The sequence below is a fragment of the Streptomyces sp. NPDC020958 genome (assembly GCF_055562175.1).
Map to the genome: position 1 here is coordinate 1 of NZ_JBVHFU010000015.1, position 19,961 is coordinate 19,961.

General features: G+C 70.8%; 15 protein-coding genes and 1 pseudogene. 9 read left to right on the forward strand and 7 right to left on the reverse strand.

What is annotated here, in order from left to right:
• Nucleotides 1–91 precede the first annotated feature (91 nt).
• A complete protein-coding gene (locus ACZ3KP_RS32620) occupies nucleotides 92–451 on the reverse strand; it encodes an ATP-binding protein (protein ID WP_467503872.1) in 360 nt (119 codons plus the stop codon).
• Nucleotides 452–741: 290 nt separating this feature from the next.
• Here ACZ3KP_RS32620 and ACZ3KP_RS32625 point away from each other — a divergent pair, with 290 nt between their 5' ends.
• A complete protein-coding gene (locus tag ACZ3KP_RS32625; protein WP_467503874.1) occupies nucleotides 742–1,587 on the forward strand; it encodes an RNA polymerase sigma factor SigF in 846 nt (281 codons plus the stop codon).
• A 35-nt stretch (nucleotides 1,588–1,622) separates the two neighbouring features.
• Here ACZ3KP_RS32625 and ACZ3KP_RS32630 read toward each other — a convergent pair whose 3' ends face one another.
• On the reverse strand, nucleotides 1,623–2,657 hold the full coding sequence (locus tag ACZ3KP_RS32630) for a Ppx/GppA family phosphatase (protein ID WP_467503875.1): 1,035 nt from the start codon (nucleotides 2,655–2,657) through the stop codon (nucleotides 1,623–1,625).
• Between the two features lie 229 nt (nucleotides 2,658–2,886).
• Entirely contained in the window at nucleotides 2,887–3,690 is an 804-nt protein-coding gene (locus ACZ3KP_RS32635) for a GAF and ANTAR domain-containing protein (RefSeq protein WP_467503876.1), read from the reverse strand.
• Between the two features lie 283 nt (nucleotides 3,691–3,973).
• Between ACZ3KP_RS32635 and ACZ3KP_RS32640 the strand changes: the two genes are divergently transcribed.
• Nucleotides 3,974–5,110, forward strand: a complete 1,137-nt coding sequence (locus tag ACZ3KP_RS32640) for a sugar ABC transporter substrate-binding protein (protein ID WP_467503878.1) — start codon at nucleotides 3,974–3,976, stop codon at nucleotides 5,108–5,110.
• A 13-nt stretch (nucleotides 5,111–5,123) separates the two neighbouring features.
• On the opposite strand, the gene ACZ3KP_RS32645 is transcribed toward ACZ3KP_RS32640, so the two are convergent.
• Nucleotides 5,124–6,614 (reverse strand): hypothetical protein, encoded by a 1,491-nt coding sequence (locus tag ACZ3KP_RS32645; protein ID WP_467503880.1) that lies wholly within the window; start codon nucleotides 6,612–6,614, stop codon nucleotides 5,124–5,126.
• 194 nt (nucleotides 6,615–6,808) lie between these two features.
• Entirely contained in the window at nucleotides 6,809–9,091 is a 2,283-nt protein-coding gene (locus ACZ3KP_RS32650; protein ID WP_467503882.1) for a heterodisulfide reductase-related iron-sulfur binding cluster, read from the reverse strand.
• A gap of 228 nt (nucleotides 9,092–9,319) precedes the next feature.
• Here ACZ3KP_RS32650 and ACZ3KP_RS32655 point away from each other — a divergent pair, with 228 nt between their 5' ends.
• The 7 genes from ACZ3KP_RS32655 (at nucleotide 9,320) to ACZ3KP_RS32685 (ending at nucleotide 17,814) form a co-directional block, all read left to right on the forward strand.
• Nucleotides 9,320–10,339, forward strand: a complete 1,020-nt coding sequence (locus ACZ3KP_RS32655) for an MraY family glycosyltransferase (RefSeq protein ID WP_132889610.1) — start codon at nucleotides 9,320–9,322, stop codon at nucleotides 10,337–10,339.
• Between the two features lie 94 nt (nucleotides 10,340–10,433).
• Nucleotides 10,434–12,269, forward strand: coding sequence for a molecular chaperone DnaK (gene dnaK, locus ACZ3KP_RS32660; RefSeq protein WP_358979045.1), 1,836 nt, complete (start codon nucleotides 10,434–10,436; stop codon nucleotides 12,267–12,269).
• Entirely contained in the window at nucleotides 12,266–12,925 is a 660-nt protein-coding gene (gene grpE / locus ACZ3KP_RS32665) for a nucleotide exchange factor GrpE (protein ID WP_132889608.1), read from the forward strand. Before dnaK ends, grpE begins: the two co-directional genes overlap by 4 nt.
• A gap of 51 nt (nucleotides 12,926–12,976) precedes the next feature.
• Nucleotides 12,977–14,149, forward strand: a complete 1,173-nt coding sequence (gene dnaJ / locus ACZ3KP_RS32670) for a molecular chaperone DnaJ (protein ID WP_360563136.1) — start codon at nucleotides 12,977–12,979, stop codon at nucleotides 14,147–14,149.
• 4 nt (nucleotides 14,150–14,153) lie between these two features.
• Entirely contained in the window at nucleotides 14,154–14,615 is a 462-nt protein-coding gene (locus ACZ3KP_RS32675) for a heat shock protein transcriptional repressor HspR (protein ID WP_358979040.1), read from the forward strand.
• A gap of 278 nt (nucleotides 14,616–14,893) precedes the next feature.
• Nucleotides 14,894–16,000, forward strand: a complete 1,107-nt coding sequence (locus tag ACZ3KP_RS32680; RefSeq protein ID WP_467503886.1) for a sugar ABC transporter substrate-binding protein — start codon at nucleotides 14,894–14,896, stop codon at nucleotides 15,998–16,000.
• A gap of 719 nt (nucleotides 16,001–16,719) precedes the next feature.
• Nucleotides 16,720–17,814 carry a helix-turn-helix transcriptional regulator gene (locus tag ACZ3KP_RS32685; protein WP_467503888.1) on the forward strand — a complete coding sequence of 365 codons (1,095 nt, stop codon included), beginning with the start codon at nucleotides 16,720–16,722 and terminating at the stop codon, nucleotides 17,812–17,814.
• Here the strand turns inward: ACZ3KP_RS32685 and ACZ3KP_RS32690 are convergent.
• Together ACZ3KP_RS32690 and ACZ3KP_RS32695 are read right to left on the reverse strand one after the other, a co-directional pair.
• Nucleotides 17,777–18,758, reverse strand: a pseudogene (locus ACZ3KP_RS32690) (helix-turn-helix transcriptional regulator). The gene ACZ3KP_RS32685 and the pseudogene ACZ3KP_RS32690 sit on opposite strands and share 38 nt — an antisense overlap.
• A gap of 46 nt (nucleotides 18,759–18,804) precedes the next feature.
• Complete coding sequence (locus ACZ3KP_RS32695) at nucleotides 18,805–19,836, reverse strand: helix-turn-helix transcriptional regulator (RefSeq protein WP_467503890.1); 1,032 nt, start codon at nucleotides 19,834–19,836, stop codon at nucleotides 18,805–18,807.
• Between the last annotated feature and the right edge of the window lie 125 nt (nucleotides 19,837–19,961).

Below are 19,961 nucleotides of genomic sequence, written 5' to 3' on the forward strand. Positions count from 1 at the left end.
CACGGCCGCCATCTGGCACAACGACCAGACCGGACAACCGATCCACCGCTCACTGATCGCCTACGATCACTGACCCCTTGGAATAGATCATCTAGCCGACCGTGGCGCCGGACGGAGGACGGAAGCAGGCGATGACGTCCTTGCCGCGTGGGCAGCGCTGGGCCTGCCAGGTGTCGGCGAGGGCGTCGACCAGGAGCATGCCGCGGCCGCCCTGCGCCTCGTCGTCGGGGCGGCGCTGCTCGGGCAGGTGCGGGGACGTGTCGTGCACGGTCACGTGCAGGCACTCCTCGTCCCAGACCAGGATCAGCTGTGCCGCGCTGTGGGCGTGGACGTGGGCGTTGGTGACCAGTTCGGAGACGGTCAGCAGTACCGAGTCCACCAGGTCGGGGGCGGTCCGGGTCCAGCCGAGGGTGGCCAGATGGCCGCGCGTCCACTCCCTCGCCGTTCGCACCCCGCTGCTCGCGGGCAGCGAGCGTGCCCATCCCACAGCCCTCAACGACGACCGCGCCGGCCTCGACCCGGTCCCTGATTCCTGTTCCGGTCCTTCCGTCACCGTCTCCTCCTTCCCCTCGGCCGAACGGGTGTCTGTCTCGTCTGCCCCGTATTGCGCGAGGTGTGCAGAAGGAACCTCGCGAACTCGGCGGTGTAGGGAGAAGATGAGGGGGTACACGCGCGGCGACGCCGACTGCCATAGGCGGCGTCCGCGCAGGGAGCAGGGAACGGACTCGGGAGGGGAACGGCATGGCGTCCATGAGCACGAAGACAGAGGCCACGCGGACCAGTGTGCTTCCGGAGGTGGCCGACCCGTCCCAGGTGGCCCCGCGGGACGCCCGTCAGCTGTCACGGCTGTTCTTCGAGCGGCTTGCCGTGCTGGAGGAAGGCACGCCCGAGTACCAGTACGCCCGCGGCACGCTCATCGAGATGAACATGTCCCTCGTCCGGTACGCCGCGGGCCGGTTCCGCAGCCGTGGGCCGGAGGAGATGGAGGACATCGTCCAGGTCGGCATGATCGGCCTGATCAAGGCGATCGACCGGTTCGAGCTGTCCCGGGAGGCGGAGTTCACCTCCTTCGCCATCCCCTACATCGTCGGTGAGATCAAGCGGTTCTTCCGTGACACCACCTGGGCCGTGCACGTGCCGCGCCGCCTCCAGGAGGCCCGGGTGCAGCTCGCCAGGGCCACCGAGGAACTGCAGAGCCGCCTGGGCCGGCTGCCCACCGACCGGGAACTGGCCGAACTGATGAGCCTGCCCGAGGACGAGGTGCGGGAGGCCCGCCTCGCCGCCAACGGCTACAACTCCTCCTCCCTGGACGCCACCATCGGCGGCAGCACGGACGGGGAGGCGGTGCTGCAGGACTTCATCGGCACCGAGGACGCGGCCCTGGAGCTGGTGGAGGACTTCCACTCGCTGGCCCCGCTGATCGCCGCCCTCGACGAACGGGACCGGCAGATCATCCACATGCGGTTCGTGGAGGAACTCACGCAGGCCCAGATCGGGGAGCGCCTGGGAGTGTCCCAGATGCACGTCTCCCGCCTGCTCACCCGCACCCTCACCCACCTCCGGGAAAACCTCCTCTCCACCCAGTGACCCCCCGGCGCCGGTGACCCCCTCGGCGGCGCGTGTCAGCGGGCCGACGTCCGGGTTGTCGGGCGTGCGGGCAGAGGAGTGACGGCCGGCTGCGGAGTGGGGTGGGGACGGGGTTCCTGGTGGGCGCGCTCGATGTCGGACCACCAGTCGGCGCCGTCCTCCAGGTAGCGCAGCAGGATGCCCTCGCGCAGGGCCCAGGGGCAGATCGTCACCGCCTTCACCCCGCTGAGTTTCATCGCGGTGTGCCCGACGACCGCCCCCGCGAGACTCTGCCGGGCCCGCGGCGCGGAGATGCCCGGCAGGGTGTGGCGTTCGGCCGCCGGGAGGGCGGCCAGCCGGTCGATGGCCCCGCGCAGCTCGCCCCGGCGCACGACCCGCTCGGCGAACGGTCCCCGGCGGCCCGGCGCGGCCCCGCACAGCCGGGCCAGCTGCTGGAAGGTGCGGGAGGTGGCGACGGCGGTGTGCGGGTGCTCCCAGCGGATCCGGGCGGTGGCGTCCCGCAGCTGATGGCGCACCCGGCGGCGCAGTGCCTGCAGCTCCTCGTCCGACGGGCATCCGTCGTGGCCGAGGAACTCGTCGGTGAGCCGGCCCGCGCCGAGCGGCAGGGACACCGCGAACTCCGGCATCCGGCCCCGCCCGAAGGCCACCTCGAAGGAACCGCCCCCGATGTCGAAGACCGCCAGCGGTCCGGCCCGCCAGCCCATCCAGCGCCGTACCCCCAGGAAGGTCAGCTCCGCCTCCATCTCACCGGGCAGCACACACAGCCGTACCCCGGTGTCCTGGGCCACCGCCCGCAGCACCGCCGTACGGTCCGGAGCGTTGCGCACCACCGCCGTCGCGAACGCCAGCGGCTCCGGCGCACCCCATCGTGCCGCGATCTCCGTCGCCCGGCGCAGCGCCCTGACCAACTGCTCCGTGGCCCGCTCGCCGAAGTGACCGTCCGGGCCCACTTGTTCGGACAACCGCAGCTTCCACTTGGCGGTGTACACCGGCAACGGCACCCCGCCCGTGGCGTCGCTGACCACCAGCCGCACCGTGTTGGAGCCCGCGTCGACCACACTCATCCTCATGCCCCTGTGCGTACCCAGCGTCGCCGAGGTGATGCGAACTGTGCACAGCGGAACCGTGGTGGACCGGGGTGTGTCCGACGGGCCTCGGTCCAGGGGGCGCGGCGGACACACAGCCGCCCGCCCGGTGGGCCGACGGCTCTCGCCTGCGTCCCCAAGCGAGCCCTTGACGCCGGAGTGCCCGAGGGGGCCGGATCCACACCTCGGATCCGACCCGATTCGCGGGGGACCGTCAGCCCCCGCGGGTGGCGTCGGCGTGCAGGGCGTTCAGGGCGCCGAGGACCGCGGTGTTGCGGTGCCACAGCAGCCAGCGGCCGACCTGGCTGCCGACGTGGTGCAGGGCGGCCAGCTGGGCCACGCTGAAGTCGCTGAGCGGCTTGTCGTGATGCGTGGAGATCATGCCCATCACCCGGCCCCTGGGGCTGACCAGCGGAATGCTGTGGCAGGCCCGGCTGCCCGCCTGGAGGATCGTCTCCCGGGACGGCTCGTCGAAGATGTCGGAGACGGCGACGTCCTTGACGGTGACCTGGCGACGTTCCTCGGCGGCCTGGGCGCAGGCCGTCGTGGAGTCCTCGACGAAGGCGAAGTACTCGGTGAACCGCCGGTTCAGTCCGGTGTGCTCCTCCAGGCGCAGCATGCCGTTCTCGACGAGCTGCACATTGCCCATGGGGGCGTCGGTGATGTGCAGGGTGTGACGCAGGGCGGCCTTGAGGACCGCGCCGTGGCCGGTGAGCCGCTCCGGCCCCGAGGAGCGCAGGGCGGGCAGCGCGGGTGCGGCGCCCTGTGGGCGGTGCGGCACCCAGCTGGGGGCGCCGGCCGCCGGGGCGGGCAGCCGGACCGCGACGTCGGCGAGGGTGTGGAGCTTGACGTTGAACTTCTGCGAGGCGCGGCGCAGCAGGTCGAAGGCCTGCTCCCGGGTGCGGATCGGGTAGCGCTTCACGAGGAGTTCCTCGGCGCGGGCGACACCGGCTCGGGCCAGCCGCCGGTTGCGCTCGTCGACGGAGGGCCGGTCGGGTGCGTGCGGATGGTCGGTCACTGACGGGGTCTCCTGAACTGTCGGCACCCGCACGGAACCCCGCAGCCGGGTCTGCGCACGGGCGGCGGCACACTGCGGTGCCTGCTGGCCGAAGCACCCTCCCTGCAACTGTAAGCATGCCCCGTTCCTGTGCCGTCAGGCATTTCGGGCGGAGGGGGCCCGCCCGGGCACGGGGCGGGCACACACCGTGCACAGAAAGCGCGCAGTCTCTCCCTCACGGCCATCCCTCAACCACGTTATCGTCCATACCTCTTGACGTGCCGTGAGGCGGAAGGTGCCCGAGGTGAGCTCTCCCATCCTGCGCAGGACCCTTTTGTCCCGTATCGCGCCCGTCCTGGCCGCCTCCGCGTCCGCTCTCCTGCTCACCGCGTGCGGTGCCGTCGACGACATCGGCGGGGGCGGCGACTCCGCGTCCGCGGCGAAGGGCGACGACATCACGGTGGGGCTGCTCCTGCCCGACAAGGACACGGCCCGCTTCGAGGCCTTCGACCACCCCATCTTCGCGAAGGAGGTGGCCGCCCTCACGCACGGCAGGGGCAAGGTCGACTACGCCAACGCCGGGGCCAGCCAGGACCGGCAGAGCCGGCAGTTCCAGGAGATGGTGGCCAAGAAGGTCGACATCATCGTGGTGGACGCGCTGGACGCCAAGGCCATCGCACCGGACGTCCGCAAGGCCAAGGACGCCGGTATCCCCGTCATCGCCTACGACCGGCTCGCCCAGGGCCCGATCGACGCGTACGTCTCGCACGACAACGAACTCGTCGGCGAGGTCCAGGCCCGCGCCATCGTCGAGGCGCTCGGCAGCAGGGCCGCCACCAGCGAGATCGTCATGATGAACGGCGACCCGGCGGACCCGAACACGGCGCGGTTCAAGGCGGGCGCGCTCAGCGAGCTCAAGGGCAAGGTGCGGATCGCCGAGGAGTACGACACCGCCAAGTGGTCGCCCGCGGTGGCCGAGGCGAACATGAGGAAGGCGATCCGCGCGGTCGGCCTCGGCAACATCGCCGCGGTCTACTCCGCCAACGACGGCATGGCCGGCGCCGTCATCGACGCCCTGAAGCAGGCGGGCGCCACCAAGGTCCCGCCGGTCACCGGACAGGACGCGAACCTGGACGCGGTGCAGCGCGTGGTCGCCGGCGAGCAGTACATGACGGTGTACAAGTCGTTCCTGGACGAGGCCACCGACGCCGCGCAGATGGCGGTGTACAAGGTGCAGGGCAAGGACATCCAGTACGACGCGCTGACCCAGGACAAGGTCGACAGCCCGACCGAGAAGGCCGTTCCCGCGACGCTCGTCCCGGTGGTCTCCCTCACCAGGGACAACATCAAGGACACGGTCGTCGCGGACGGCGTCTACTCCGTCAAGGAGATCTGCACCGCGAAGTACGCGGCCGCCTGCGCCGCCATCGGTCTCACCTGAGCCGGGCAGCGGCTCAGGCGGGTGACCGGGCCGGGGTCCGCTCGGCGGGCGGGGGCTGGGGCGGGGGCACCGCCGCCAGGAACTCCACGACGGCGAGTGCGAACAGCAGGCACAGCGCGATGCCGACCACCACCCAGCCCGTCGGGTACGGCCACAGCAGGTAGACCAGCAGCGACACGGCCACCAGCAGCCAGGTGATCCAGGTGCGGTACCGGCGTACGAAGGGGCCGACGGGACCGGTGCGCAGCCCCGCGTGGTCCGCGGTGCTCCGTACCGCGAGGATCCCGGAGGTCCACAGCCGCCGCACCAGCCCGGCGTGCCGTCCCGGACCGCTGAGCCAGGCGGCCAGGGCGACCACGACGGCCAGGGCGATCACCATCCGCACGGTGGTCTGAAGGAAGTGCACCAGCGCGTCGTAGACGGCCGCCGCCGCGCCCGGCGACACCCCGGCGGGCAGCCGGTCGAGGTAGAACACGCGGAACACCCGCAGGGCGATGCCGAGGAACCCGGTGGCGACGGCGACGCCCAGACAGCCCGCCACCAGTGCCCGGCGCTTTCGCACCGAGAGCAGTACGCCGGCCGCGACCAGCAGGACGGCCAGCACCGGCAGCCAGTTCCCGGCGAGTTGCAGCAGCCGTACGTAGGTCTTGACCTTGCCCACCTGGTCGGACCTGACGAGGGTGAAGTCGGTGTGCACGGACGGGATGTGCTGGGCGACCGACAGCCCGGAGTCGATCAGGCGCTGCTTGACCCGGTCCACGAGGGGGCCGATGTCCAGGGTGACCGAGTCGTTCGTCAGCTGCACCGCGCCGCCGCCGCTGCCGGTGAGCGCCTTGTCGAGGGAGCTGTGGACCCGGCGGTTGGCGTCGATCCACACGGTCCGGAACGCGTCGGACCCGGCGATCCTGAGGGCCTGGTCGTGGACGAAGCTGCGGACCGCGCTCTCCAGGGCGTCGCCCAGCCGGCCGCCCAGCGCCTGCTGCAACCGGGGCCGGTCGGCGGGGGTCACGTCCGCGAGCAGGGCGGGCAGGTCGAGGTGGCTCATGAGCGCGTCGGTGGCCCGGTTCGCCACGGCGTTCTGCACCGCGGGGTTCGAGGCGAGCGGGGCGACCGTGGCCACGTAGCGGTTGGTGTCCGCCACCTGGTCGGCCGCCCACGCGGCGAGCACGGAGAGCGGGGCGAGCAGACAGCCGAGGACGATGAGCACGGCGCCGAGGGCGGACCTGACGCGGTGCCGGGGCCGAGCACGCTCCTGTTCCAGGGCCGCCAGCCGTGCCCGCAGTTCCTGCACGTCGGACCGTTTCGCCGCGGCGTCCTCGTGCGCGTCGTCGTCCGTCACCCGTACCTCCAGGTCGATCCGGTCCTCCTCCAGCCGAACCGCACCGGCCCCCGCACGCGACCAGAGGCAGGCCGTACGGGTCGCCGACGCGTCCGACCGGGTGGCCCCCGACTCCCCCGCAGCGACCGCGTGCCCGCCGCGCACCGCCACACGCCGGCCACGCATGCGCCGACCCCACCACGCCAGCCGCGCATGTGCTGGCCCCGCACACGCCGGCCGCGGCGCACGCCGGTCCCGCACGCCTCGGCCGCGGCGCACGCCGACCCCGGGCAGCCGGCCGCGGCGCACGCCTGCTGCGGGAACGACGGCGCCCCCCAGGCCCGGACAGGGCCTGGGGGGCGGTTACGGGTGTGCCCGGGTTACTTCACCGGCTCGGGCTCCGGGGCGTTCTCCGGCTCGGCCTCGCCCGCCGGGTCCACCGGCGTGCGGACCGAGTCGAGGAGCAGCTGGGCCACGTCCACGACCTGGATGGACTCCTTGGCCTTGCCGTCGTTCTTCTTGCCGTTGACGGAGTCGGTGAGCATCACGAGGCAGAAGGGGCAGGCGGTGGAGACGATGTCGGGGTTCACCGACAGGGCCTCGTCGACGCGCTCGTTGTTGATGCGCTTGCCGATCCGCTCCTCCATCCACATCCGCGCACCACCGGCGCCGCAGCAGAAGCCGCGCTCCTTGTGCCGGTGCATCTCCTCGTTGCGCAGACCGGGGACCTTGCCGATGATCTCGCGCGGGGGCGTGTAGATCTTGTTGTGGCGGCCCAGGTAGCAGGGGTCGTGGTAGGTGATGATGCCCTCGACCGGGGTGACCGGGACCAGCTTGCCCTCGTCCACCAGGTGCTGGAGCAGCTGGGTGTGGTGGATGACCTCGTAGTCGCCGCCGAGCTGCGGGTACTCGTTGCCGAGCGTGTTGAGGCAGTGCGGGCAGGTGGCGACGATCTTCTTGGCCGACTTCGGCTTCCTCGACTCCGCGGTGACCTTGCCCTCGTCGTCCAGCTCCTCGCCGAACGCCGTGTTCAGGGCCATCACGTTCTCCATGCCGAGCTCCTGGAACAGGGGCTCGTTGCCGAGGCGGCGGGCGGAGTCGCCGGTGCACTTCTCGTCGCCGCCCATGATCGCGAACTTGACGCCCGCGATGTGGAGGAGTTCCGCGAAGGCCTTGGTGGTCTTCTTGGCGCGGTCCTCGAGGGAGCCCGCGCAGCCGACCCAGTACAGGTACTCGACCTCGGTGAGGTCCTCGATGTCCTTGCCGACGACCGGGACCTCGAAGTCGACCTCCTTGAGCCACTCCAGGCGCTGCTTCTTCGCCAGGCCCCAGGGGTTGCCCTTCTTCTCCAGGTTCTTGAGCATCGTGCCCGCCTCGGACGGGAACGCGGACTCGATCATGACCTGGTAGCGGCGCATGTCGACGATGTGGTCGACGTGCTCGATGTCGACGGGGCACTGCTCGACGCAGGCGCCGCAGGTGGTGCAGGACCACAGGACGTCCGGGTCGATGACGCCGTTCTCCTCGGCGGTGCCGATCAGCGGCCGCTCGGCCTCGGCGAGAGCCGCGGCGGGCACCTGGGCGAGCTGCTCCTCGGAGCCCTTCTCCTCGCCCTCGGCGGTCTTGCCGCCGCCGGCCAGCAGGTACGGCGCCTTGGCGTGCGCGTTGTCCCGCAGGGACATGATCAGCAGCTTGGGGGAGAGCGGCTTGCCGGTGTTCCAGGCCGGGCACTGCGACTGGCAGCGGCCGCACTCGGTGCAGGTCGAGAAGTCGAGCAGGCCCTTCCAGGAGAACTGCTCCACCTGGGAGACACCGAAGACGTCGTCCTCACCGGGGTCGGTGAAGTCGATCGGCTTGCCGCCGGAGGTCATCGGGAGCAGCGCGCCCAGCGAGGTCTCACCCGTCGCGTTCCGCTTGAACCAGATGTTCGGGAAGGCGAGGAAGCGGTGCCAGGCGACGCCCATGTCGGTCTTCAGGGCGACCACGATCATCCAGATGAACGAGGTGGCGATCTTCAGGCCGGCGAAGAAGTAGGTGAGGTTCTGGAGCGTGGAGACGTCCATGCCCCGGAACCAGGAGACCACCGGGTAGGAGATGAAGAACGACGCCTCGTAGGAGTCCACGTGGTGCTGGGCGCCCTCCAGGGCGTGCAGCGTGAAGATGCAGACGCCGACGATCAGGATGACCGTCTCGACGAAGTACGCCTGGCCGAAGTTGGAACCGGCGAAGCGGGACTTGCGGCCCGGCCGGTTCGGCTTGCTCAGCTGGCGGATCGCGATCAGCACGAGGATGCCGAGGACCGTCATGGTGCCGATGAACTCGACGAAGACGTTGTACGGCGCCCAGTCGCCGATGACCGGCAGGATCCAGTCGGCCTGGAAGAGCTGGCCGATGGCGTTGACGATGGTCAGCAGCAGCGAGAAGAAGCCGACCGCGACGAACCAGTGCGCTACGCCGACGATGCCCCAGCGGTTCATCCGGGTGTGCCCGAGGAACTCCCGGACCACCGTGACGGTCCGCTGGACGGGTTCGTCGGTACGGGTGCCGGCGGGCACGTTCTGACCGAGCCGCATGAAGCGGTAGATCTGCAGGACGGCGCGGGCGAACAACGCCACGCCGACCACGATCAGAACCAGCGACACGATGATCGCGGCGAGTTGCATGGGGGCTCCTCGGGCCTGCGAGGGGTCTCTTCGGGTCTCTTCTACGAGGGTGCCCGAAATTACTAAGCGGTAACTTATTCAGTCCGTCTGAGACTACCCGCAATCTTTACCCGCACTGTAGTCAGGTGCGGAGTGATCTGGATCGCTGAGGCCCGCCTGTGCTCCGGTCCCGCAACCCGATCGTGTTATTCGTACACGATTGTTACATTCGGGTCTAATTTGGACTCCGTGCTCTACGGGATCGCCGCTGCCACCACCGCCCTGCTGCTCGCCGCCGTCCTCGCCGCGCTGATCCGGCCGCCCGCGCTGCGGCTCGGCCTGGTCGACCGCAGGCGGGCCCGGCCCGTGCCCGCCCTGGGCGGCCTCGCCGTCGTCGGCGCCACCTGCGTGGTCGCGGGGGCCGGCGACTGGAGCGGGGTCGCCCCCCTCGGTGCCGGGGTGGGGGAGCTGCTGATCGCCGGGGGAGCCGTCGCGCTGCTCGGGGTGGTCGCCGACGTGTGGCGGCTGAAGACCCGGTTCCTGCTCTTCGGTACGGCCGTGGCGGCGGCCTGTGTGGTGCCGTACGGCGAGTTCGGGATCGCCGGCGGGGTGCTGGGCGTCGGCTGGATCGCGTTCGTCGCCGTCGCCTTCAAGGGGCTCGACCACGCCGACGGGCTGGCCGGGACGGTCGGGGTGGTGACCGCCTTCGGGGCCGGCGCCTGTGCCGCCGCCGAGGTGATGGACGGGCTCGCCGTGCTGCTGAGCGTGCTCGCCGCCGCGCTCACCGGGTTCCTGATGCACAACTGGCATCCCGCGCGGATCGCCCTCGGCGCCACCGGCTCGCTGTTCGCCGGGTTCGTGCTGGCCGCGGCGGCGCTGCTGACCCAGACCGGGCGCGACCCCGTCACCGGCGCGGGGGAGCTGTTCGCGCTCACCGCCGTCGCGGGCGCCGACGTCCTCGTGGTCGTCCTGTCGCGGCTGCTCGCCGGGCGGCCGGTGCTGCGGCGCGGCCCCGACCACCTCGCGCACCGGCTGCGGCGGCTGGGGCTCACCCCGCAGGGCGCGACGGTGGTGCTCGGGACCGGATCCTTCGCCGGGGTACTCGTCGCGGTGCTCGTGCACGGCGGCTGGGTCGGCCGGACGGGCGCCACCTGCGTCGCCTGCGTCACCGTCAGCGTGGTCCTGCTCCTCCTTCGGGTGCCGGTGTACGGACCCCGACGGCTTGAATCGACGCAGGTCAGCGGCCACCTGCGTGTAAGGAACGGATAAGACTTGAGCCCTATCGACTCAGGTCTGTTGACCCGCGGCGCGGCTTCATGCACACTTGAGTCCGTTCCACTCAAGTCAGCTGGAGGAAATCACCATGGCACGTGCGGTCGGCATCGACCTGGGCACGACTAACTCCGTCGTCAGCGTTCTTGAAGGCGGCGAGCCCACCGTCATCACCAACGCCGAGGGTGCCCGGACCACGCCGTCCGTCGTCGCCTTCGCGAAGAACGGCGAGGTTCTGGTCGGCGAGGTCGCCAAGCGTCAGGCGGTCACCAACGTGGACCGGACCATCCGGTCCGTGAAGCGTCACATGGGCACCGACTGGAAGATCCAGCTGGACGGGAAGGACTTCAACCCCCAGCAGATCTCCGCGTTCATCCTGCAGAAGCTCAAGCGGGACGCCGAGGCCTACCTGGGCGAGAAGGTGACCGACGCGGTCATCACCGTCCCGGCCTACTTCAACGACTCCGAGCGCCAGGCGACGAAGGAGGCCGGCGAGATCGCGGGCCTGAACGTCCTGCGCATCGTCAACGAGCCGACCGCCGCCGCGCTGGCGTACGGCCTCGACAAGGACGACCAGACGATCCTCGTCTTCGACCTCGGTGGCGGCACCTTCGACGTGTCCCTCCTGGAGATCGGCGACGGCGTCGTCGAGGTGAAGGCCACCAACGGCGACAACCACCTCGGTGGTGACGACTGGGACCAGCGCGTCGTCGACTACCTGGTCAAGCAGTTCGCGGCCGGCCACGGCGTGGACCTGGGCAAGGACAAGATGGCCCTGCAGCGCCTCCGCGAGGCCGCCGAGAAGGCCAAGATCGAGCTGTCCTCCTCCACCGAGACCTCGATCAACCTGCCCTACATCACCGCCTCCGCCGAGGGCCCCCTGCACCTCGACGAGAAGCTCACCCGCGCCCAGTTCCAGCAGCTGACCGCGGACCTCCTGGAGCGCTGCAAGACCCCGTTCCACAACGTCATCAAGGACGCCGGCATCCAGCTCGGCGAGATCGACCACGTCGTCCTCGTCGGCGGCTCCACCCGCATGCCCGCCGTCGCCGAGCTCGTCAAGGAGCTGACCGGCGGCAAGGAGGCCAACAAGGGTGTGAACCCGGACGAGGTCGTCGCCATCGGCGCCTCGCTCCAGGCCGGTGTCCTCAAGGGTGAGGTCAAGGACGTCCTGCTCCTCGACGTGACCCCGCTGTCCCTCGGCATCGAGACCAAGGGCGGCATCATGACCAAGCTCATCGAGCGGAACACGACGATCCCGACCAAGCGGTCCGAGATCTTCACCACCGCCGAGGACAACCAGCCCTCCGTGCAGATCCAGGTCTACCAGGGCGAGCGCGAGATCGCGGCGTACAACAAGAAGCTCGGCATGTTCGAGCTGACCGGTCTGCCGCCGGCCCCGCGCGGTGTCCCGCAGATCGAGGTCTCCTTCGACATCGACGCCAACGGCATCATGCACGTGACCGCGAAGGACCTGGGCACGGGCAAGGAGCAGAAGATGACCGTCACCGGCGGCTCCTCGCTGCCGAAGGACGAGGTCGACCGGATGCGCCAGGAGGCCGAGCAGTACGCGGAGGAGGACCACCGCCGCCGCGAGGCCGCCGAGACCCGCAACCAGGGCGAGCAGCTCGTCTACCAGACCGAGAAGTTCCTCAAGGACAACGAGGACAAGGTCCCGGGCGAGATCAAGACGGAGGTCGAGGAGTCCCTCACCGAGCTGAAGGAGAAGCTCAAGGGCGAGGACACCGCCGAGATCCGTACCGCCACCGAGAAGGTCGCGGCCGTCTCCCAGAAGCTGGGCCAGGCCATGTACGCCGACGCCCAGGCCGCCGGTGCCGCGGCCGGCGGTGCCCCCGCCGGTGACGCAGCCGACGACGTGGTGGACGCCGAGATCGTCGACGACGAGCGCAAGGACGGTGCCGCGTGACGGAGGAGACCCCGGGCTTCGAGGAGAAGCCCGACGTCCCCTCCGGCGCCACCCCCGACGACGCCGAGCCGAAGGCCGCTCCCGCGGAGGGTGCGGCCCCGGCCGGGGACGCAAGCGCACAGTTGGCCGGTCTGACGGCACAGCTGGACCAGGTACGCACCGCGCTCTCCGAGCGCACCGCGGACCTCCAGCGCCTCCAGGCCGAGTACCAGAACTACCGCCGCCGCGTGGAGCGGGACCGGATCACGGTCCGGGAGATCGCCATCGCGAACCTCCTGACCGAACTCCTGCCCGTGCTCGACGACATCGGCCGCGCCCGGGAACACGGCGAGCTGGTCGGCGGCTTCAAGTCGGTGGCCGAGTCGCTGGAGACGGTCGCGGCGAAGATGGGCCTGCAGCAGTTCGGCAAGGAGGGCGAGCCCTTCGACCCGACGATCCACGAGGCGCTGATGCACAGTTACGCGCCGGACGTCACCGAGACGACATGCGTGGCGATTCTGCAGCCCGGGTATCGCATCGGGGAGCGCACCATCCGTCCCGCGCGGGTGGCGGTCGCCGAACCGCAGCCCGGGGCGACGCCGGCGAAGGCCGAAGGAGCCGACGAGGCCCCGGCGGCCGGGGACGACAAGAAGGACAACGGCCCTGAGGAGGGCTGACGTCGTAGGTATCGAAGTCGTAGACATCGACTGGAAGGAGGGGCGTCGGGGATGAGCACCAAGGACTTCATCGAGAAGGACTACTACAAGGTCCTCGGCGTCCCCAAGGACGCCACCGAGGCCGAGATCAAGAAGGCGTACCGGAAGCTCGCCCGCGAGTTCCACCCGGACGCCAACAAGGGCAACGCCAAGGCCGAGGAGCGCTTCAAGGAGATCTCCGAGGCGAACGACGTCCTCGGCGACCCCAAGAAGCGCAAGGAGTACGACGAGGCACGCGCCCTCTTCGGCAACGGCGGCTTCCGCCCCGGGCCGGGCGCGGGCGGCGGCAGCTTCAACTTCGACCTGGGCGACCTCTTCGGGGGTGGCGCCCAGGGCGGGGGCGGCTTCGGCGGCGGCGGCTTCAGTGACGTCCTGGGGGGCCTGTTCAACCGGGGCGGGGGCGCGGGCACGCGTACCCAGCCGCGGCGGGGCCAGGACATCGAGTCCGAGGTCACGCTCAGTTTCACGGAGGCCATCGAGGGCGCCACGGTCCCGCTGCGGATGTCCTCGCAGGCCCCCTGCAAGGCCTGTTCGGGCACCGGCGACGCGAACGGCACCCCCCGGGTGTGCCCGACCTGCGTCGGCACCGGACAGGTGGCGCGGGGATCCGGCGGCGGCTTCTCGCTCACCGACCCCTGCCCGGACTGCAAGGGCCGCGGCCTGATCGCGGAGAACCCCTGCCCCGACTGCAAGGGCAGCGGACGCGCCAAGTCGTCCCGGACCATGCAGGTCCGCATCCCCGCCGGGGTGACCGACGGCCAGCGCATCCGGCTGCGCGGCAAGGGCGCGCCGGGCGAGCGCGGCGGCCCGGCCGGCGACCTCTACGTCGTGGTGCACGTCGACACCCACCCGGTGTTCGGCCGCAAGGAGGACAACCTGACGGTGACCGTCCCGGTGACCTTCACCGAGGCGGCCCTCGGCGGCGAGGTCAGGGTCCCGACCCTGGGCGGACCGCCGGTCACCCTGAAGCTGCCCCCGGGCACGCCCAACGGCCGCACCATGCGCGCCCGTGGCAAGGGCGCGGTCCGCAAGGACGGCACCCGCGGCGACCTCCTGGTCACCGTCGAGGTGAGTGTCCCCAAGGACCTGTCGGGGAAGGCTCGTGACGCGCTGGAGGCGTATCGCGAGGCGACCGCGGGCGAGGACCCGCGGGCCGAGCTGTTCGAGGCCGCGAAGGGAGCATGACGAGATGGACGGCCGTCGACGCAGTGACAGTTTTCGGGGACCTTACGAACTGACCGAGGAGACCCCGGTCTACGTCATCTCGGTGGCGGCCCAGCTCTCCGGGCTGCACCCGCAGACGCTGCGCCAGTACGACCGCCTCGGCCTGGTCTCCCCGGACCGCACGGCCGGGCGGGGCCGCCGCTACTCGGCCCGCGACATCGAACTGCTCCGCCAGGTGCAGGCGTTGTCGCAGGACGAGGGCATCAACCTGGCCGGCATCAAACGCATCATCGAACTGGAGAACCAGGTCGTCGCGCTCCAGCAGCGCGTCGCCGAACTCCAGGCGGCGGTGGACGGCGCGGCGGCCGCGATGCAGCAGCGGGAAGCGGCGGTGCACGCCTCGTACCGCCGTGACCTGGTGCCGTACCAGGAGGTGCAGCAGACCAGCGCGCTGGTGGTGTGGCGCCCGAAGAAGGCCAAGGACTGACCGCGACGCGCGTACGAAGGGGCCCGGAGGTGGTTGCACCTCCGGGCCCCTTCGTCTGTCCTGATCTTTGCCTGCCCATGAACTCCCCTGGATGGAGGAGGCGTAGAGAGCGCCTGGAGGCGGTTCCGCATCGTCTTCACAGGGTCAGCGGAGCGTGGTGTTGCGCACTCGTTAAGTAGTTTCGCTTGACGTCAGGTGTGGCGTACGCGTTGGCTTTTCAGACATCTGGGTCCCTCAAGTGACCCTGTGTCCGGAACGCACCTGAAGTGAGCCCCCGTATGCGTCGTATAGCCATGTTCGTGGCCGCGTCCACGATGACCCTCTCGCTCGCCGGTTGCGGCGTGCTCAACGCGACGGGATCGTCCAGCACCGCGACGCCGACCAAGGGCAACGACATCACGGTGGGCGTGCTGATGCCGGACAAGATCAACACCCGGTACACCAACTTCGACTACCCGATCATGAAGTCGAAGATCGCCGAGCTCACGAACAACCAGGGCAAGGTCGACTACGAGAACGCCGCGTCCTCCGCCTCCGCGCAGGCGAAGCAGATGCAGAAGATGATCGACGACAAGGTCGACGTGATCATCCTGGACTCGGTCGACTCGCACGCCATCGCCGGCACGGTGAAGAAGGCCAAGGACGCCGGTATCCCGGTCATCGCCTACGACCGTCTCGCCGAGGGTCCCATCGACGCCTACGTCTCCTTCGACAACGAGCTCGTCGGCGAGGTGCAGGCCCGGACCCTCCTGGAGGGCCTCGGCTCGAACGTCGACACCTCCGACAAGGTCGTCATGATCAACGGCTCGCTGACCGACCCCAACGCCAAGCAGTTCAAGACGGGCGCCGTGTCCGAGCTGACCGGCAAGGTGACGATCGCGGACTCGTACGACACCAAGGACTGGGACCCGGTGATCGCCCAGCAGGAGGTCACCAAGGCGATCGACGCGATCGGCAAGGACAACATCGCCGCCGTCTACTCCGCCAACGACGCCATGGCGGGCGGCGTCGTCAAGGCCCTCAGGGCGGCCGGCGTCACCAGCATGCCGCCGATCACCGGCCAGGACGCGGACCTCGACGCCATCCACCGGATCCTCAGCGGCGACCAGTACATGACCGTCTACAAGCCGTACCCGGACGAGGCCGAGGCCGCCGCCGAGATGGCCGTCTACAAGGTGCAGGGCAAGGACATCCAGTTCGACGCGCTCACCCAGGACACCGTCGACAGCCCCACCACGAAGAACATCCCGTCCCAGCTGGTGCAGGTCAACGCCGTCACGAAGAGCAAGATCAAGGACACCGTCGTCGCGGACGGCATCTACAAGATCTCGCAGATCTGCACCGCCGCGTACAAGACGGCGTGCGCCCAGGCCGGCCTCAAGTAGCCCCGCCGCGCTCGCGCGGTTCGGCGGCCGTCAACCCGCGCGCCACCGGCCGCAGGTGAACCACGAAGGACCCCGGCCCCGCGAACGCGCGCACGGCGGACGACCGGCTGAGCGGCCCGCCGCACCGCCGGGGGCCGCGGGTGCCCGGTCGCGTGCGCGGCCGAGGTGGGCAGGCCGAGTGGGCGCGGTGCTGTGGCGATGAGGTGGCGGACGGGGGTCGCGTCCCGGGCGTCGTGCGGCCGCTCGCGGTCCGTCGCTTCCGCCGAGGGCCGTCCGGTGCGTTCCGCGGCCGGGCGTCGTGCGCTGCCGTCCTGCCGTGTCCGCGTCGGACGGTCGGGTGAGTTCGGCGCGGCGGCGCGTGGGCGAGGGGCCCGCGGCGCGGCCGAGGTGGTCGGGCGCGCCGCGGGCCTGAGCGGCCCAGCCCGGCAACGCGCCACCCCCGTGGACGCGTTGCCGGGGCCTCGACCCGAGCGGGGGAGCCGGATCGAGGCCCCGCCGGGTGCCGGGGGGCACCCGTGGGAAGCGATCTCCACGATGCCGTCCGAACCCCGTGCCCACCACCGTCATCTTGTTGCAACGGGGTCCCCGGAGGCGGTCGGATATCGGGGCACACCCCTGCATAACGGCACCCGGTGCGAGGGGAGCCGTGTTGCGGAGCCGGTCAGGACCGCTCATAGTTGCGCTGCGGAAGAGGCAGCAAACCGGGGGTGGAATGGGCGATGGCCGGGCACGGGACGGAGGAGCATCCACACGGAGCCGACCGACTGTGCGCCGCCGGGGACCGCGTGTACTCCCGGGCCGTGCGCCGGGGCCGGGTGGCACGCACGGATGCCGACGCGGTGCCCTGTCTGCTGGAACTGGCGCTGCTGCACCCTGACCCGGACGACATGGCCTGGCTGGTGCCGACCTCCCCGCAGGAGGTCATGACCCGGCTGCTGCGCGGGGTCTACGACGAGGTGACGGACAGCCAGCGGCGCGTGGGCTCGGCGGTGGCGGCGTTCGAGTGGTACGCCGGGCTGGGGCGGCACCTGCCGGCCCTGACGGCCGCCGCCGACGGTACGGCGGCGATCCGCGTCCTCGACGGGCTGTCACGGATCCAGGCGGCCATGGACGAGGCGACGGAGGCCTGCACGACCGAGGTGCTCACCGTGCAGCCCGGCGGCATCCGCCGGGAGTCGGAGCTGACCGAGGGCCTGCACCGGGCGCTCGCCCTGCGCGGCCGCGGCGTACGGATGCGCGACCTCTACACCCATGTCGCCCGGCACGGCCAGGGACTGCTCAACTACCTGGAGCTGATGGGCGACGCGGTGGAGGCCCGCACCCTCGACGAGGTCATCGACCGGCTGATCCTCTTCGACCGCACGGTCGCCTTCATCCCCGCGAACGCGGACCGCACGATGGCCCTGGAGCTGCGCCACCCGGCCCTGGTGGAGTACTTCGGCACGGTCTTCGAACGCCTGTGGCGCCTGGCGATCCCGCTCACCGCCGCACTGCCCGACACCGGCATCGAGGGCATCTCGCACCGGGAGCAGTCCATCGCGGCGCTGCTCGCCGAGGGCCACCAGGACGCGGTGATCGCGGAACGCCTGGGCATCAGCGTCCGCACCTGCCGTGCCCACATCGCCCGTCTCTCGGAGACGCTGGGCGCGGCCAGCCGTACCCAACTGGGCGTGCGGATCGCCCAGGTGGGCCTGGACCGGCCGCCAGGCGGGGCGAGCGGGGTGCCGGACGCGGAGAGCGGGGTGTCGGACGCGGCGGGCGGGGCGCCGGCCGCGATCAGGCTTCCCGGTCCAGGATCCCCGAGCGTCCGATGAGATAGCCGAGTTGGGCGCGGCTCTCGCTGCCGAGGGTCACGGCCAGCTTGGCGATGTGGTCGCGGGCGGTGCGCACGTTCATGCCGAGGCGTTCCGCGATGGCGGCGTCGGTGTGGCCCTCCACGAGGAGGGCAGCGATGGCCCGCTGGCGCGGGGTGACGCCGTTGACGGTGGGGCGGTACGCCACGTCCGGGTAGATGGGGGTGGCCAGCCGCCACAGCCGGTCGAAGGTGGTGACGAAGTACGTGAGCAGCGCCGGATGCCGGACCTCCAGGGCGAGTGAGCCCTCGGGGTCGGCGGGCACGAAGGCGACCGTCCGGTCGATGACGATCAGCCGGTCGGGCAGTTCGTCCAGGCCGCGGGCCTCGAAGTCGCCCCGTACCTCCTCGAAGACGCCGTACACCTCCGGCACATGGCGCAGGGTGTGCTGGTAGAGGGCGCGGATGCGGGCGCCCCGGTCGAGGAGCGCCTGGTCGCGGTTGCGGGCGGCCGCGGCGGCGGCCCGGCCGCGGGCGCCGGTGAGACCGGCGTGCGACTGGATGCAGAGCACCTCCTGGCCGGCCTCGGCCATGGCATCGGTGATGGCCTGGTTGATGCGGCGGGTGCCGTCGTGCAGCCGCAGCGTCGGGGTGCCGTCGGCCGACGGGTTCGGCGCGTGGACCTTCATCAGCGCGCTCGAACAGCTCCACGAGCCGCTCCTCGCGCCGCCGTTCGTCGGCGATGCGGGCGGCGGCGGAGCGCAGCAGCCGGTGCAGCGCCGCGCCGGGAGGCTCGGGCTCCAACCGGTCCAGGTCGTCGAGGGCCGGGTGGAGGAGGCCGAAGTCGGTCAGGCACGGCGCGTCGGCGGCGTCCCGGGCACGCACGTACCCGGCGCTCAGCGCCCGTTCGTACAGCTTCGCGCCGGTGGGGCACAGCTCCTCGACCCCGTGCTCGCAGCGGGTCACCGGGTACCGTCCGGGTGGTGCGCGTGCGCGGTATGACGTGCGGCCGTCACCGACCGCCGCCCTCCTCGGGGAGTTTGTTCTCCAGGATCCCCGACTGGGCGATCAGGTAACCGAGTTGGGCACGGCTGCCGCTGCCGAGCACCTGGGCCAGCTTGGCGATGTGGGCCCGGCAGGTGCGGACGTTCATGCCGAGCCGACGGGCGATGGCCTCGTCGACGTGGCCCTCCACGAGCAGTTTCGCGATCGAGTGCTGGATGTCGGTGATGCCGTCGGGAGCCGTCTCGTAGGGGGCGCCGGCGCTCAGCGGCACGGCCCGGGTCCACATGAACTCGAACACCTTGATGAGGTAGCGGACCAGTCCCGGGTGGCGCAGCTCCAGAGCGACCTGCTGGTCCTCACGGGTGGGGATGAAGGCGACCGTCTCGTCACAGATGATCAGCCGCTCCACCAGCTCGTCTATGGAGCGGTACTCCACCTTGCCGTCGGCGAGCTGGGCCCCGTAGGCCAGCTTCTCCTGGCTGTAGCGGGCGGTGTGCTGGTACAGCGTCCGGATCCGGACGCCCCGGTCGATGAGGGGTCTGTCGCGTTCCAGCCCGCGCAACATGCTGGCCTCGGAGATCCGGTCGCTGGGCTGGACGGTCAGCATCTCCGTGTGGCATTGGGCCGTGGCCAGGTTGAGCGCGGCGTTGATGCGCTCGCCGCCCTCCAGCACCGTGATGGAGCCGCCGCCCGCCGCCGACTGGCCGCCGATGGACAGGAAGGGTTCGAAGACGCCGGCGATGTCGTTGGCCAGCCGGCGGCGTTCGGTGATCTCGCGTTCCAGCGGGTTGAGGCGCTGGGCCAGGGCGATCGCCGGCGGCACCGGCCGCAGCAGGTTCGGGTCGTCGGGGTCGGGGTGCAGCAGGGCGGAGTCCACCAGGCAGGGCGCGGGTTCCGCGTCCGCGCGCGCGATGCCTCCCGCACGCAGCGCGGCCGCATACAAGCGACTACCCTCCGTACACAGCTCGTTCATGGCATGGGGATGTGTCTCATTTGAGCTGTTTATTACCAAAACTCCACCCCCCAGGGTCCTGAACATGCAGGAACATGATGCACCGATTGTGTGGCCATGACGTGCCCGAATGAGCCATCGTCGTACCTGACGGGGGAAAAGGGGACCTTCAAGTGAGGACGAAGCCGAAGATGCGTAACAGACTGCTTCGC

What these genes read in the sequence shown, in the direction of transcription:
- ACZ3KP_RS32625 (WP_467503874.1), top strand. Translation starts at nt 742, where the DNA reads ATGGCGTCCATGAGCACGAAGACAGAGGCCACGCGGACCAGTGTGCTT.
- ACZ3KP_RS32630 (WP_467503875.1), bottom strand. Translation starts at nt 2,657, where the DNA reads ATGAGGATGAGTGTGGTCGACGCGGGCTCCAACACGGTGCGGCTGGTG.
- ACZ3KP_RS32645 (WP_467503880.1), bottom strand. Translation starts at nt 6,614, where the DNA reads ATGCGTGGCCGGCGTGTGGCGGTGCGCGGCGGGCACGCGGTCGCTGCG.
- ACZ3KP_RS32650 (WP_467503882.1), bottom strand. Translation starts at nt 9,091, where the DNA reads ATGCAACTCGCCGCGATCATCGTGTCGCTGGTTCTGATCGTGGTCGGC.
- dnaK (WP_358979045.1), top strand. Translation starts at nt 10,434, where the DNA reads ATGGCACGTGCGGTCGGCATCGACCTGGGCACGACTAACTCCGTCGTC.
- dnaJ (WP_360563136.1), top strand. Translation starts at nt 12,977, where the DNA reads ATGAGCACCAAGGACTTCATCGAGAAGGACTACTACAAGGTCCTCGGC.
- ACZ3KP_RS32675 (WP_358979040.1), top strand. Translation starts at nt 14,154, where the DNA reads ATGGACGGCCGTCGACGCAGTGACAGTTTTCGGGGACCTTACGAACTG.
- ACZ3KP_RS32680 (WP_467503886.1), top strand. Translation starts at nt 14,894, where the DNA reads ATGCGTCGTATAGCCATGTTCGTGGCCGCGTCCACGATGACCCTCTCG.
- ACZ3KP_RS32685 (WP_467503888.1), top strand. Translation starts at nt 16,720, where the DNA reads ATGGCCGGGCACGGGACGGAGGAGCATCCACACGGAGCCGACCGACTG.
- ACZ3KP_RS32695 (WP_467503890.1), bottom strand. Translation starts at nt 19,836, where the DNA reads ATGTTCAGGACCCTGGGGGGTGGAGTTTTGGTAATAAACAGCTCAAAT.